The 16084-nt window shown below is 68.6% G+C and carries 4 protein-coding genes and 1 pseudogene; 4 read left to right on the plus strand and 1 reads right to left on the minus strand.

The features are described from left to right. From ACS04_RS00060 to ACS04_RS00070, 3 genes and pseudogenes are all read left to right on the plus strand, one after another. A pseudogene (locus ACS04_RS00060) lies at positions 1-399 on the plus strand (serine/threonine protein kinase); the annotation flags it as partial. A gap of 80 nt (positions 400-479) precedes the next feature. Further along, the gene (locus ACS04_RS00065) at positions 480-2612 is read left to right on the plus strand and encodes an acyl-CoA dehydrogenase family protein (RefSeq protein ID WP_048474345.1); all 2133 of its coding nucleotides are present in this window, start codon (positions 480-482) and stop codon (positions 2610-2612) included. Positions 2613-2624: 12 nt separating this feature from the next. Beyond that, positions 2625-3815: a lipid-transfer protein gene (locus tag ACS04_RS00070; RefSeq protein WP_048474346.1), complete on the plus strand. Its 1191-nt coding sequence runs from the start codon at positions 2625-2627 to the stop codon at positions 3813-3815. Positions 3816-3886: 71 nt separating this feature from the next. Here ACS04_RS00070 and ACS04_RS00075 read toward each other — a convergent pair whose 3' ends face one another. Beyond that, positions 3887-8095: a ricin-type beta-trefoil lectin domain protein gene (locus ACS04_RS00075; RefSeq protein ID WP_158977134.1), complete on the minus strand. Its 4209-nt coding sequence runs from the start codon at positions 8093-8095 to the stop codon at positions 3887-3889. 530 nt (positions 8096-8625) lie between these two features. Here ACS04_RS00075 and ACS04_RS00085 point away from each other — a divergent pair. Further along, the gene (locus ACS04_RS00085) at positions 8626-16074 is read left to right on the plus strand and encodes a polymorphic toxin-type HINT domain-containing protein (RefSeq protein WP_158977136.1); all 7449 of its coding nucleotides are present in this window, start codon (positions 8626-8628) and stop codon (positions 16072-16074) included. The last annotated feature ends 10 nt before the right edge of the window (positions 16075-16084 follow it).

Here is a 16084-nt window from a genome sequence, read left to right on the forward strand (position 1 = left end):
GGCGGCGGCTCGGGCTCGACTCCCGGCGGCGCGGGCACGCCGGGTGGCGGGGGCTCCGGAGGCGGCGACGCGGTCCCCTCGTACTTCGTCGGCTCCTGGAACTACGCGGCCCAGTTCAACATCGACCAGCCGGTCACGGTGACCATCGCGCGGTCCGGGGCGGTCCGGCTGATCAGCGATTCCAACATGGGCCACTGCGAGAACATCGCCAAGGTGGTCTCGGTGGCCTCCGGCGGCAGCAGGATCAACATCGGTTCGGCGGCCGTGGACAAGAGCAAGTCGAACAGCCAGTTCTGCGGGGTGCTGGACGCGTCGTTCTTCACGAAGAGCGAGCCGAGCGGGATCCAGCACAACGTGGGGCCCTCGCACGGGGAGGGCTACTACTACCAGCGGTCCTGATCCCCCCGCCCACGATCGCGGCGAAGGAACACGTTTATCTGACCTTCCGTCAGATTGAAACGTGTTCTAGTCTGCCGCGCATGGGCATCGGAATCACGCAAGTGCAGCGGGAGTTGGCCGAGGCCGTGCGCGGCTGGGTGGCGCGCGCCGTGCCGCCCGAGGAGGTGCGCAAACTGCTCGACACCCCGCCGCGGACCGGGGTGCGGCCCGCGTACTGGGACGCGATGGCCGCGCAGGGGCTGCTGGAGCCGCACCGGGAGGGCGGCACCCTGCTCGACCTCGCCGTGGTCGTCGAGGAGGCCGCCCGGGCGGCGCTGCCCGGGGCCTTCCTGCCGAGCGCGCTGGCCTCCGTACTGCTGGAGCGGGCCGGGGTCGAGCCCCTCGCGGGGCGGGTCGGCGCCGTCGCCCTCGGCCCCGGCAGCCTGACCGCCGTCGCCGTCGAGGGTGGCGGGCACCTCCTCGACGGGCTCGCGCCCCCGGTGCTCGGCGCCGGCGAGGCCGACCTCGTCCTGCTCGCCGCCGAGGCCGCGCACGGCACGTGCTGGTTCGCAGTGGACGCGGCCGCGCTGGACATCCGTACGCATGACAGCGCCGACCCGACCCGGCCCACCGCCGAGGTGCGCGCCCGGGGGGTCACCGTCACGGCCGACCGGGCCCTCGCTCTCGACGCGGCCCTCGTCCGCGACCTGGCCTGCGCGCTGTTCGCCGCCGACGCCTGCGGCACCGCCGCCTGGGCGCTGCACACCGCCGCCGAGTACGCCAAGGTCCGCGAGCAGTTCGGGCGTCCGATCGGGCGGTTCCAGGGCGTCAAGCACCTGTGCGCCGACATGCTCGTACGCCTCGAACAGGCCCGGGCCCTGGCCTGGGACGCCGCCGGTGCGGCCGACGAGCCGGCGGACGTGCGCTCGCTCGTGGCCGCGCTCGCCGCCGGGACCGCCCTCGACGCCGCCTACTCCTGCGCCAAGGACTGCATCCAGATCCTCGGCGGGATCGGCTTCACCTGGGAGCACGACGCCCACATCCACCTGCGGCGCGCGATCGTCGCACGCCAGCTGCTCGGCGCCGGGGACGGGCACCGCGTACGGGCGGTGCGGCTCGCGGCCGGCGGCGCGCGGCGGGAGCTGCGCCTCGAGCTCCCCGCGCGGGCCGAGGCGTACCGGGAGCGGGCGAAGGCCGTCATCGAGGACGCGCGCGGCCTCGACGCGGCCGCCGCCCGCCGGATCCTCGCGCCCACCGGCTATGCGGCCCCCTACCTGCCGCCCCCGTACGGGATCGGCGCCGGGCCCGTCGAACAGCTCGTCGTCCAGCAGGAGATGGCGGCGGCCGGGGTGGAGCTCGCCGACCTCGGGATCGCCACCTGGGTCGTGCCCTCGCTGCTCGCGTACGGGACCGAGGCCCAGCGGGAGGCCTACGTCCTGCCCACCCTGCGCGGGGAGGTCACCTGGTGCCAGCTCTTCTCCGAGCCGGGGGCGGGCTCGGACCTGGCCTCGCTGCGGACCAGGGCGGAGCGGCTGGCGGACGGCTCCTGGAAGGTCAACGGACAGAAGGTGTGGACGAGTTCCGCGCACAGCGCCGACTTCGGGATCCTGCTGGCCCGGACCGACCCGGCCGCGCCCAAGCACAAGGGACTCGGCTACTTCGTGGTCGACATGCGCCACACCCCGGGGATCGACGTGCGCCCGCTCAAGGAGATCACCGGCGAGGCCCTGTTCAACGAGGTCTGGTTCGACGACGTGGAACTGCCCGCGGACGCCCTCGTCGGGGCGCCCGACGGCGGATGGAAGGTCGCCCGCAACACCCTCGGAAACGAGCGGGTCCACATGGCCGACCAGATGACCTTCGACACGGGGCTGGAGGCGCTGATCGCCCGCTCGGCCGAGCTCGACGGGGCGTACCGGGCGCGGATCGGGGCGCTCGCCGCCGAGGCGCACGCCCTCGCCTGCATCGGGCTGCGCACCACGCTCCAGCAGGTGTCGGGGCTGGAGCCGGGGGCCGGGGCCTCCGTACGCAAGCTCGTCCAGACCCCGCACCAGCAGCGGACCGCCGAGCTCGCGCTCGAACTGCTGGGCCCGGCGGGCGCGGTGCGGGAGGGGGCGGGGGAGCGGGCGGTGCACGGGATGCTCATGTCCCGCTGCCTGACCATCGCCGGGGGCACCACGCAGGTCCAGCTCAACGTCGTCGCCGAGCGGATCCTCGGCCTCCCCAGGGACTGAAGGGCAGCAGTGATGAAGTCGTACATCGTGGGCGTCGGCATGACCAGGTTCGAGAAGCCGCAGTCGCGGGACTGGCAGTACTGGGACATGGCGAAGGAGGCCGGGACGGCGGCGCTGGCGGACGCGGGGATCGCGTACGGCCAGGTGGAACAGGTCCCGGTGGGGTACTGCTTCCAGGTCTCCACGGCCGGCCAGCGGGCCGCGTACGAGCTGGGGCTGAGCGGGGTCCCGGTCTACAACGTGAACAACAACTGTGCGACGGGCTCGACCGCGCTGATGATGGCGCGGCAGTTCGTGGAGGGCGGGATCAGCGACTGCGTGCTGGCGCTGGGCTTCGAGCAGATGAAGAAGGGCGCCCTGGGCGGCGGCGCCGACGGGGGAGACTTCAAGACCTCGCCGGTGGCCCGGCACTACGGGATCATGGCCGCCGGGCACGGCTTCGAGATGTCCCCGCCGACCGCGCAGATCTTCGGGAACGCGGCCCGCGAGCACATGGAGCGGTACGGGACCACGGCCGCGCAGCTGGCGATGGTGGGGGCCAAGAACCACCGGCACTCGGCGGACAACCCGAACGCGCAGTTCCGGGACGTGTACACGGTGGACGAGGTCCTCGGGGCCAAGCCGATCCACGCGCCGCTGACCAAGCTCCAGTGCTCGCCGACCTCGGACGGGGCGGCGGCCGCGGTCGTCGTCTCGGAGCGGTTCGTGGTGCGGCACGGGCTGCACGACAAGGCGGTGGAGATCGTCGCGCAGGCGATGACGACGGACACGGAGGCCTCGTTCGCCTCCGGCTCCTGCATCGACGTGGTCGGCAAGCCGATGACGCGGGCGGCGGGCCGGCAGGTCTTCGAGTCCTCCGGACTGGGGATCGAGGACGTGGACGTGATCGAGCTGCACGACTGCTTCTCGATCAACGAGCTGCTGACGTACGAGGCGCTGGGCATGTGCGCGGAGGGCGCCGCCGGGAAGCTGGTGGAGTCGGGCGCGACCACGTACGGCGGGCGGTGGGTGGTGAACCCCTCCGGGGGCCTGATCTCCAAGGGCCACCCGCTGGGGGCGACGGGCCTGGCGCAGGCGGCGGAACTGGTCTGGCAGCTCCGCGGCCAGGCGGGCCCCCGCCAGGTGGACGGCGCCCGCGTCGGCCTCGCCCACAACATAGGCCTGGGCGGCGCGGCGGTGGTAACGCTGCTACGCCGGTCCTGACCCGGCAAGGCCCGGCCAGGACGGTCTCCCTGCCCCGCGGGGCAGGGAGACCGCCGTCGTGCGGGGGGCCGCTACGGAGCGGGGACGGGCAGAGACGCTGTGGTCAGTGCCGGGACGGCCCAACGCTGGGCGTTGGAGAGGTTGCAGTCGTACAGCCAGAGCTGGGTGCCTGGAGTGGTGTTGTAGTCGCCGAGATCGATGCAGCGCCCTGAGACCGGGTTGTAGAAGGAGCCGTCGGCCCGAGGAACGAACTGCTGGTTCGGGCTGTCGTGGCAGGTGTAGAGCATGAGCAGGGTGGTGTTGGCCGTCCCGGCGTTGCTGGCGTCGACGCACTTGCCCTGGATGCGGAGGGTGCCGTCGCCTCGGACCTCGCAACTCTGGGCCGGGGTGCCGTTGCACCGGGCGATCTGGATCCTGTTGCCGTCGTCGGGCCTGCCGTAGTCGTTGTCGATGCAGTTGGCGGGCGCGGAGGTCAGGCTGATGGGGCCGGCGGTGCCGGGGGCGGTGGGGGCAGCGGCGTAGGGGTAGACGGCGAAGTTGCTGATGCCGCCCGTGAGGCTGTCCTGCGGCGCCCCGTTGGCCTTGAACCGGCCGAAGACGAGCGGCCCGCTGGAAGCCGGACTGGCGGATGCCTGGTGCTGGCCTGTGCTGGCCAGGACACCGTTGACGTACAGGCTCATGAGGCCGCTTTGGGCGTTGTAGACGGCGGTCAGGTGAGTCCAGGCATTAGGCGTGAACCGCGCGGCGTCGTTGGCGGCATAGGTGTAGTCGAACGGCCATCCATCGGAGTCGGCGGTCGCCAGGGCGAAATGCCACTGGGAGGAGTTGGCATCCGCGTAGAGGAAGAACGAACTGGTGCGGTTCATGTCCTGACTGGCGACGATGCTCGTCTTGGATCCGGGCTTGGCCCACGTGCTGATGGTGAAGCTCTTTTGGGTGTCCACGACGGGGCCGTTGACCGTGATCGTCGACTGGGACCCCTTGAACTCCGGATACGAGGTCTCCACGCCGCCGATGGAGCCGGTCGACCACGTCACGCCGGACGCTGTCGCAGGGTACTTGCCGTCGGTGCTGGGAGTGATGCCGCCGCTCTGGCCGGTCAGCTTCCACTGGGCTGACGGCACGTTGAGGTTGCCGAGGGAAAGGGCGGTCGGCGAGAAGCCGGTGCTCGTCCCGCTGAAGGCCAGGAGCTGCTGGTTGGCATTGATTGCCCACAGGTCGGCACGTCCGTCGCCGTTCAGATCCCCGTAGGAGCCGACCTGCGGGTACGCCGACGCGTCGAGCGTTGCGATGGCGGCCGAGGGCGTCTGTGCGGAGGGCGGTGCGAGCAGTGTGGTCGGGATGCCATTGGCATCGAACTTCAACGCGTAGCTGTGGATGCGGCCGGTGACATCGTCGCGCGCCCACAGTGTCGGGGTGGCACCGACCTTCCCCGGCGCGATGAGGGTGGTACGTGACCAGTCGCCGGAGCTGAGCAGCATGCCCTTGTCGAGGTGCGAGCCGCCGAGCGAGCTACCGGGGTAATACCACAGACGGTTGTCCTCGACGGTCATCAGATCCGCGAGCCCACCGGGATTGTCGAAGCTGCCGGGAGCGAGGATCTGGGAGACCTTCGACCAGTCCGCGGCATACCCGGTGCACTGAGCCGCCGGATTGCACGCCGGTTTGGACGGGATGGGCATCACGCTCTGGGTCAGGCTGAAGTGTCCGGGCGTGCCGCCGATCGCAGATGCGTCGTTGCCGTACGCGTACAGCTGATGGGTGTTCCGGTTGTAGGCGAAGATGTCATCGACGCCGGACTGGCTGAGGCTTCCGCGGTGGGTGACGAGGTAGTTGTCCCAGCCCGTCTTGTCGGGACTCTGGGCCGATGTCGACGCCGTGATCGCGGTGGCTGAGGCGTCTGTGTTGCCGGGGATGAGGAGCAGGCTGCCGCTGCCGCTGCGGTCGGGCCGGAGCGTGTCGGGTATCCCGTCCCCTGTCACGTCTCCGGCCGTGACCGGAGCCGCCGGGTTCCAAGGTGCGTAGAAGCGGTATCCGGCGGGCCGGGCGTTGTTCGCCCCGTCCACGGCCTGTACGTAGAGCGTATGGGTGCCCCACTGCTGGGCGGTGAGGTTGATCGGGATGTTGGCGGTGGCGGCGCCGTTCGCGTCGGGGGTGACGGCGATCGACTGGGCACCGGTCGGGGGGATGGGCGTGTCGAGTGAGTACTCGAACCGGCGGATGTCGCTCTTGATGCAGGCCGAGAGCTCACACCCGGCGGGGGCGACGTCCTTGCTGGAGACGGCGATGGTGATCCCGGTGTCGCCGGCGTGTGCGGTGGGCGTGCGCCCGCTGGCGAGCGGGGGGAACGCCTTCGAATCGGCGAACGCGACAGCCGTAGGCGGCGTCAGGTCGACTTTGAAGCCGCAGTACGCGGTCCAAGGGCCTTCCAGGGTGCCGTCGAAGGCTTTGACGCCCCAGCCGTACGCGTGGCCGTCCGTGAGCGCGATCCCGACGTTGGTGCGTGCGGTCGTCCCGGGTGCGACGTAGGTGCCTCTGGGCTGGGACACGGTGGCGGGGGCGCCGCTGCCGTTGTTCTTCATGTCGTCCCAGACCATGTACACGGGCTGGAGGTTCACGCCCTCCATGGGCGTCGTCAGGCGGGCGTTGAGGGAGAAGTTGGTGACTCCGTAGGCGGTGGAAGTCCTACCGATCCAGCCCCGAGTGCCGTTGTTGCAGGCGGCGCCGGCAGGGTTTACGGAGTCGGGGGTGGTGCTCACGGAGTCCGGAGCGTACGGCGGGATGTCGAAGACCGTCACGAGGTACGGGTTGGTGCTGAACCGCATGAAGCCGAGGTTCGACATCGTCTTGCTGCTGTCGCCGTAGAGACCGAAGGTCCAGGTGTCGGCGTCCTGCGACGCCCCTTGCCTGATGCGATCGGTGACGTCGAAGTTGGCGCTCTTGTAGCCGCAGTCGTTGGCAGGGCTGGCGCTGGAGATCTGCTGAGTCGCGATCGTGGCGATCGCAGCAGGCCGCTTGTTCCAGTTCGTACCGCTGTTGATGCCGTTCGTGTGCTTCAGGGTGAGCGGCCACGTGTTCGAGCAGCCGTGGTCCGCGCCGTAGGTCTCGGTGAGGTACAGAGTCGACTTCTGGATCACCATCTGAGGCGTGAGCGCGCTCGTGTTGATCTCGAAGAACGACTCCTGCATCCCAAAGCAGTTGGAGGTGTACTGCTGGTAGCCGACGCCTTCGCCCCAGTCCTGAGCGGTGTCGTAGGTGTTTGCTCCCGGGCAGCCTTCCTGAGCCACCACGTAATGGCCCGTCCCCGAGGTCACGGGGTTGACCACGGGGTCGATGAAGACCGGGTAGGCAGTCGTCGACCCTGTCAGCAACCCCAGGTCAGGGGTCAGGGTGATGGCTTCAGGCTGCGCCGAGATGGTGATCGGCTTCACCTGGGCGCCTTCTCCGGGGCTGGTGGCCGACGATCGCCCCGGGAACTCGACGAGAGGAGCCGGAGGAGTCCCCGTGCCCTCAGAGGCCGCCGCACTGCGGCCGGTGACGAAGCTCTTGCTCGCAGGAGCCTGCTGCTTGGCGGAGCTCGAATCCCACATGAGGGGGGTGGCGCTGGTGAAGGCCGTCGCTCCCTCAGGCGTGGTTGCCTGGAGATTGCCGGCTTCGTCGCTGCCCACGGTCAGACCGGCGGCCTGTGTGGCGAGCCGCAGGCTGCGCAGCGCCGGATTCGCCGCAGCCTCGGCGTTGTGGACGATCAGCACCTCGCTGAACGCCCCCTGCTCGCTGACGGATGCCTGGAGGTCCACTCCGGGGAAGACGTTCGGGTACAGGGCGCTGCTGCCGCTGACCCGGGGGGCGGGAAGCGCGACGGGGAAGGACATGGCGAGGCGGCGGCCCTCGCCGTTTGTCAGTGTGGCCAGCGGGCCCGTACCGCCGCCGGAGAGCGAGACGCCGGCAGGTGTGGCGCGGGGGCTGTACGTCCCGTCCGCGTTGCGCTGCAGGGTGGCATCGAGGGAGCTCCACTGACCCGACTTCAGCACCCGAGCGGGCTTGATGTGTGTGGTTGTACTGAAGGTCCCGTCCGGGTTCGCGACCGTTTCGGCGGTCGGTGTGGTCAGGGCGGTAACCGGGACCGGCTTCCGCTCTGCCTTGGCCTGCTGGAGGGCCTTCGGCAGCGCGCCTGTGGGGGGCGTGGCGGCTGTGGCGGAGTGCGCGCCGGGCGGGGCCTCAGGTGTGGCCGCGAGCGCGGCCCCCGGCATGGCGAGCATGAGCCCCAGCGATGTGATCAAGCCGACAGTGCGTCTGGTGTGTCGATGCCGATGATGGCGCATAAGCGCTGATTCCCCCCAAAGTAAGGCGTGCTGAAAGCTCCACCCCGGCATCCCGCATGCCGCACTCGTCGGTCCGATCGGCGCATGGCGCCCGGGCGGGGATGGATTCGCGGGAAGGGTATTGCGTTTGCATGTACACAGCAATACTGTTCCGCTGATCTTACGGGGCCCGCCGTGGCCCCTTCTTTCTTTCGGCCCTGTCGGGCCGCGCACTTGGGGTGGGGACTGTCGAGGTGCGTACATCGATGCGCTGGCCTGTCCATATGTCTGGAACAGGCTGGCGGAGACGGGTATTGACTGTCGTGGCCATGACGGCCGCGATGTCACTTGTGGTGCCGCTCGCCAACGCGGAAACGGTAGGCGGATACCGTTACACCGGTAAATCCTGGCAGGACGGTGAACTGCCCGACCTGCCTGTGGTCAAGGGACATCCGGTCGGCCGGGCCGCCAAGTCCGCGGTGCCCCGCGCGCCCCAGGGTGCGCGTGAGATGCGCGCACACGCGCCCAAGACGCCCAAGTGGCCCGCCGCACGGACGGAGACCGTGACGGTCGCCCACCCGTCCCAGCAGGTCCGCGGCATGGGCAAGGCGGCAGACAGCGGTATGGCCCCGCCAGGGGCACCGGTCCAGGCCGGGACATCACCCGTCTGGATCGCACCGGCAGCGCCTTCGGCCGCCGCCCTTGCGACGACCGGGTCGGTAAACGCACCCGCCTCCGACAGCAGCCCCACCACGGTCCGGGTGGAGACGGCGGACCGGAAGCGGGCCGCCTCCGCCAATGTCAACGGATTGCTGGTCGGCCTCACGCCCGCAGACGGCGTCGCTGCCGGAGGCAGAGTCTCCGTCGGTCTCGACTACAGCGCACTGGCGGACGCCTATGGCGGCGGCTGGGCCTCGCGACTGCACCTCGTGACCATGCCGGGATGTGCGCTAACCACTCCCGACGTCGCGGCCTGTCGCGTACAGAAGCCACTGCAGACGGTCAACGACGCGAAGAGCCAGCGCCTCACGGCCGACGTGAACCTCGGCACCAGTGCGCTGCCCTTCAAGGACGCTGTGCTGTCCGGTCAGCAGCGGACGATGGCGTCGGCCGCCGGAAGTCAGTCCGTCGCCGTCGCCGCGGTGTCGGGCAGCTCCGGCTCGCAGGGCGACTACGGCGCGACCTCGCTCTCGGCTTCGGGCTCGTGGGCGCAGTCGGCTTCCGGCGCCTTCACGTACAGCTACCCGGTGGCGGTGCCGCCCTCTCTGGGCGGGACCGCACCATCCGTGGCACTCACGTACAACTCCCAGTCCGTCGACGGCAAGACGTCGGCCCGCAATGCGCAGGCTTCCTGGATCGGTGACGGCTGGGGCTACACCCCCGGCTTCATCGAGCGTTCCTACAAGCCTTGCAAGTACTCGGGAATCGAAGACTCCGGCGACCAGTGCTGGGCGGGCTACAACGCGACGCTGTCGCTCGGCGCCCACACCGGACAGCTCGTACGCGGCAGCGACGGCGTCTACCGGCTGGAGTCCGACGACGGCACCAAGATCGAGCGGCTGTCCGGCGCGACGAACGACCTGTGGGACGGCGAGTACTTCAAGGTCACCACGACCGACGGCACCGCCTACTACCTCGGTCTGAACCATGCGCCGGGCACGTCCGGCGACACCGCGACCAACAGTGCCTGGGGCGTGCCGGTCTACCACCCCAAGTCGGGCGACCCCTGCTACAGCTCTTCCAAGGGCAACGAGTCCCAGTGCGACAAGCAGGTTGGCTACCGCTTCAATTTGGACTTTGTCGTCGACCCGCAGGGCAACGTCCAGCGGTACGACTACGCGACCGAGTCGAACTACTACAACATGGGCTACGGTCAGGTCGCCAAGGACGGCAAGGGCGGCACCCTGACCCAGTACACCCGTTCGGGATACCTGACCCGGATCTCCTACGGGTACAAGCTCGCCGACGCCGTGGCCGGCAAGGACCCCGCGGCCCGGATCGCCTTCGGCACCAAGCAGCGGTGCACCACCTCGGACACGGTGTGCGCGGACGGCAACCTGTCCAAGGACACGGCCAAGAACTGGCCCGATGTCCCGTACGACATCAACTGCCCCGCCGACTACAAGACCGAGGGCGAAGGCGACGACGTCTGCCGTTTCGGTTCGCCCACGTTCTGGTCCACCTACCGCCTCAAGGACATCACCACCCAGGTCAAGATCGGCGCCGCCTGGCAGGACGTCGACGTCTACAGCCTCACCCACGTCTTCTCCGACGCGGGCGGTGTCATGGACCCCGTCACCGGCAAGACCGGCAAGACGGAGAGCGCCGGCATGCTCCAGTCGGTGATGTGGTTGTCCTCGATCCAGCACACTGGCCGTGACACCACGGCAGGCAGCGATACGCCCATCACGCTTGACCCGGTCACGTTCACCGGTATCGAGATGGACAACCGCGTCGACGGCCTGGAGCCGGCGGCCCCGCCGCTGTACCGCCCCCGAATCTCCAGCGTCCGAACGGAGACCGGGGAGTCCTCTGCGGTCACCTACCGCGACCCCGAGTGCTCCCGCACCAAGAACACGATGCCGGCGTCGGCGGACACCAACACCATGGCCTGCTACCCGGTCAACTGGTACCCGTCGGGTGCGGCCGAGCCCGTGGCCGACTGGTTCGTCAAGACCCTCGTCACTCAGGTGGTCAACAGCGACCTCACGAAGGCCGGCTCACCGGCCAAGGTCACCAGTTACGCTTACGACGGCGGCGCGGCTTGGCACCGGGACGACTCCGAACTGACCGACGACCAGTACCGGACGTGGAACGACTTCCGCGGATACCGCAGCGTCACCACGACTTCCGGTGTGGCTCCGGACCCGATCACGCAGACGGTCTCCACTTACCTGCAGGGTATGGACGGCGACTACAAGCAGGACGGCACCAAGCGGTCCGTGTCGGTGACGAACTCGCTCGGCGAGTCCTTCCCCGACAGCGACTGGCTGGCCGGTGCCACCCTGGAGTCGCAGATCTTCACCGCCGCCGGTGGCACGGTCACGTCGAAGACCCTCAACGGTCCGCTCACCACTGTGAACACCAGTTCCAGTGCCCGGACGGCCTGGACTTCGAAGGATCCGGCACCTGCCTCCCTCTCGACACTGCCCGACCTGGTGTCCCGTCGTTCGACGGAGGTGACCAACCGGTCGATGGGCCTGCTGTCCACCGGCAGCTGGCGCACCTCCAAGAAGGTGACGACGTACGACAGCCTCGGCCGGATCCACCAGGTCGACGACAAGGGTGACATCACGGCTCCCGAGCAGGAGTCCTGCACCACGACCGACTACGCGTCGCCTCCGTCGGACAAGCCGATGATGCTGATGTACCCGAGCGAGATCCTTTCGGTCTCAGGCCCGTGCAGCACCAAGCCCGGCAAGGACACGACCCTCAGTCACAAGAGGATCTTCTTCGACGGCGACGGTTCCGTGGCCAGCCCCGGAACCTACGGGAAGCTGGGCCAGCCCTGGGCCTCTGACGGCAAGACGCACTCGGTCGGCCAGACGACGGCGGTCCAGGTCGCCACCAAGTACGACGGTGCGGGCAACCCCGTATTCCAGACGAACGGCGGCGTGGTCTACGACGACTACGGTCGCGTCACCAAGCAGACCGACGTGGCTTCCCAGGTCACCACCACCGCGTTCTCCCCTGCTTCGGGCACACTCCCGACGCAGATCACCACGACCTACCCCCAGCCGTACAACTGGACCGCCACCACGGACGTATCCCCGACACGGGGTCTCGACAAGCGTTCGGTCGACATTAACGGGCGTGTCACCAGCAGCACCTACGACACCCTGGGACGGCGTACCGCCGTCTGGACTCCGGGCCGCGACCGGGCGACGCAGACCCCGGACCGCAAGTTCACCTACTCCGTGAACGGTGCAGGCGACAGCCCCAACCCCGCAGCCGTCACCACCGAGACGCTTCGCGAGAACGGGAGTTACGGCCAGTCCGTCACCATTTACGACGGCCTGCTGCGGGTCCGTCAGCAGCAGTCGACGACGGCGGACAATTCCGCCGGCCGACTGATCTCGTCCACCTCGTACGACAGCCACGGCTGGACGGCCTCCAGTATCGCGACGTACGCGGATCCGACCACGGATCCGGGCACAACGCTCTGGGTGGAAACCGAGAACACGGTCCCGAACCAGACCCGCCAGGTCTACGACGGACAGGGCCGGGTCACGGCCAGTCAGCAGTGGTCGAAGGGCGCCAAGCTCTGGGAGGCCACCACGGCCTACCCGGGCGTCGACAAGACGATCAGCACCCCGCCGAAGGGCGGCCAGGCGTCGGTCAGCTACACCAACGCCATCGGTCAGACGACGGCCACCCAGACCCTCGACACCACGGCCGACCGCAAGCTGACTGCCGGCACCGTCATCCAGTCGGGCACGAGCTATTCATCGAAGAGCGTCCGGCTCGACATGCAGGCGGACGGCAACCTCGTCCTGACGGGCATCGCCAACGGCAAGGCGCTGTGGTCTTCTGGCACCGGAGGCAACCCGGGCGCGAGCGCCACGGTCCGCGCTGACGGCAACCTGGTCGTCACCAGCACCACCGGTACGGTGTTGTGGACCTCCGGCACGGGTACCGCCGGTGCCACCGGCGGATTCGCCATCGTCAAGGGCGACGGCAACTTCCGCATGTACAACGCCGCGGGCACGGCCATCTGGTCTTCGGGAACCGTCGGCAAGGCGGCGGCCGCCGACACCAAGACCTCGTACACGTACACGCCCGCCGGCGGCATCAAGTCCATCAGCGACACCGTCGGCAACAAGTGGACCTACACCTACGACCTCCTCGGCCAGAAGACCTCCCAGACCGACCCGGACACGGGCCTCTCGACCTACGGCTACGACATCTTCGGCCGGCAGGTCCTGAGCACCGACGCGCTCGGCAAGAGCGTCTCGACCACCTACGACTCTCTCGGCCGCAAGACCGGTGAGTACGAGGGCACCAGCACCACCGACCAGTCCAAGAAGCTGGCCGAGTGGACGTACGACAGCCTTCTCAAGGGACGGCAGACCTCCTCCACCCGCTTCGTGGGCGGTGCGAGCGGCAAGGCCTACACGAAGAAGATCAACGGCTACAACACCGCCTACCAGCCCACCGGTTCGACCGTGGTCATCCCCGTGGGGGAGGGCAAGCTCACCGGCACCTACACGGCGACTGCCGAGTACACCCCCAACGTGGGACTGCTACAGTCCTCCACCTTCGGCGCCGATGGCGGGCTGCCGGCCGAGACGGTCGGCTACGGCTACAACCTCCAGGGCCTGGCGACGGAGTTCGGCTCCCGCACGACGCCGTACCTGAACAAGAGCATCTACACGCCGCTCGGCCAGGTCGTACAGTCCACCTACGGTGTGTTCGGGAAGCAGTTCCGCACCGCCCAGACGTACGACCAGGCGACCAGCCGACTGGCCACCAACACGGTGAGCCTGCAGACGAGCAGCAACAGCCCGATCGACGCCACCACCTACGCGTATGACGAGGCCGGCAACCTCACCGGCACGTCCACGGTGCAGTCGACCGGCGGTGCGGTCACCGGCACCGACACCCAGTGCTTCGCCTACGACGGGCAGAACCGCCTGGCCCAGGCCTGGACGGACACCAAGGGCCTCGCAGCGGCTAAGCCCGGCCAGATATCCAAGTGCAACACCGCACAGCCGACGGCCGCCACGATCGGCGGACCCAACCCGTACTGGCAGAACTACACGTACAACCTGCTCGGCGACCGGACCCAGCAGGTCAAGCACGACACGGCGGGCAACCCGCTCAAGAACGTCACCCAGAACATCACCTACCCCGGTAACGGCACCACCCCGGCCGCCCAGCCCAATACGGCGACCACGATCAGCACCACGGGGCCGGACGGCACGACCACCCTCACCCCGCACTACGACGCAGTGGGCAACACCACCAGCCGGGATACCAAGGTCGGCGCGGCCGCGGCCACGACCCAGACGTTCAGTTACAACGCCAAGGGCCGTACCGACACCGTCGTCACCCCCAAGCCCGGCGGTGGAACCCAGACCTCCAACTACCTGTACGACGCCGACGGCGACCTGCTGATCCAGCGAGGTGCGGACGGAGACACGCTCTACCTCTTCGGCGGCGCCGAACAGCTCACCCTGAACAAGACGTCGAGCACGGTCGCCGGACTGCGCAATTACAAGGGCCCGGACGGCACAAGGATCACCCGCTCCTCCACCGGTGCGGTCGTCTACCAGGCCACCAACCCGCAGAACACGTCCGCGCTCCAGGTCGATGCGGCCACACTCACCGTCACACGCAGGGCCTTCGATCCGTACGGAGCCCAGCGGGGCCCGGCTCCGCCGAGCTGGGCCGACAACCGCGGGTACCTGGGCCAGCCCACGGACTCGGCCACCGGCCTCAGTCTCCTCGGCGCCCGCAATTACGACCCGGTCATAGGCCGCTTCCTCACGTGTGACCCGGTCTTCGAAGCCGGCGACCCGAACCAGATGGGCGGCTACGCCTACGCGGGCAACGATCCCATCAACCACAGCGACCCGTCGGGCCTCATGAGCTGGGGCGATGCCGGCGAGTACTTCTCCGGTGCTCTCGACGGAGTCTTCGGCGGTCTCAATGAGATCTGGCTCAACCCGGCCGGCTGGGCCCTCGACAACTGCGTAGACATCTGGAACGGCGACAACGAGACCTTCAACGACTGGACGGGCTGGGACGGCAGCGACTACGAGGTCCCCAACCTCTGGGGCGACGAGCCGGGCGCCGAACTCTTCGACACCGACACGAGTTCCGATAAGTACCAGAAGGGGTTCTGGACGGGCGTCATCGGCTCCGTGGTCGTGGACGGCGTCGGAGCATTCAAGGCGTTCAAGGCCTTCCGTGCCGCCAAGGCAGCAGCAGAGGCCGCCGAAGGCAGTGCCGCTCCTCTGAAGAAGCTCCTAGACGACGACGTCCCCACCCCGTCGACGAAGGAAACCCCGCACGAAAACGCCCCGGACACCACGGCCCCGAGCGAGCCGGGTGCGGGTACCCCCAAGGAGCCGAGCCCGGCAGAACCTGCTGCTGAGGGCACCACGTGCAGCTTCTCGCCCGAAACCCCGGTCCTGCTGGACGGTGGCGGGACCAAGCCGATCGCCGAGCTAACTCCGGGTGACAAGGTCGAGGCGGCCAATCCGGAGACGGGAGAAGACGCGGGCGGGCGCACGGTCGTAGCCACCTGGGCTCACGACGACAGCGACCTGATCGACCTCACCGTGGAGGTCGCCCCCGGCGACCAGCAGACGCTCCACACCACGTCGGAGCACCCGTTCTGGGACGAGACCACTCGAACCTGGGTGCCGGCCGCGGATCTGATCCCCGGCCACGCCCTGACCACCCCGGACGGCCGCGAGATCCGCGTGCTCACCGTCCAGCCGACCCCCGGCACGGCCACCCGCTACAACCTGACGGTCGATCAGCTTCACACTTACTATGTGGTGGCGGGCAACGTCCCCGTTTTGGTCCATAACATCTGCCCAACGTCGTACGCGTTGTCACTGAAGACAGGGGCGCCCAAGGGCGCTGGCGCGAACCAGGCGTATCAGATACGGGTGGTTGGTTCGACTGAATACCATGCTACTGGTGGGGGGACGCAAGTCTGGGCGGACGGTCTCGACATCAACCGTTCTGAGCTCTTGGATGCGAAGCACGTCGGTAATCCTGGACGCAGCCCATTCGTTCCGGGCGGAAAAGTTCCGGATTTCATCCAGGCAAAAATCGAAGTCAAGCTCAATGATGAGTTCTCTCGGTATGCGGCGGTGATCAACGATCCCGACAACCCGCTTGTTGGACTGCGTGTTATCACTAACGAGTCAGGTGCCGTGCCATACTTTAGGGACCTCATGCGGCAGCATGGAATTCCTGGTTCCGTTGTCGTGAATCCATAAGAAAGGGGCG

Origin of the sequence: Streptomyces roseus (genome assembly GCF_001044425.1) — a bacterium.
Classification (GTDB): Bacteria; Actinomycetota; Actinomycetes; order Streptomycetales; family Streptomycetaceae; genus Streptomyces; species Streptomyces roseus.

Excerpts from the sequence above, each read along its gene's own strand:
- ACS04_RS00065 (WP_048474345.1), top strand. The coding sequence starts at position 480 with ATGGGCATCGGAATCACGCAAGTGCAGCGGGAGTTGGCCGAGGCCGTG.
- ACS04_RS00085 (WP_158977136.1), top strand. The coding sequence starts at position 8,626 with ATGCGCGCACACGCGCCCAAGACGCCCAAGTGGCCCGCCGCACGGACG.
- ACS04_RS00070 (WP_048474346.1), top strand. The coding sequence starts at position 2,625 with ATGAAGTCGTACATCGTGGGCGTCGGCATGACCAGGTTCGAGAAGCCG.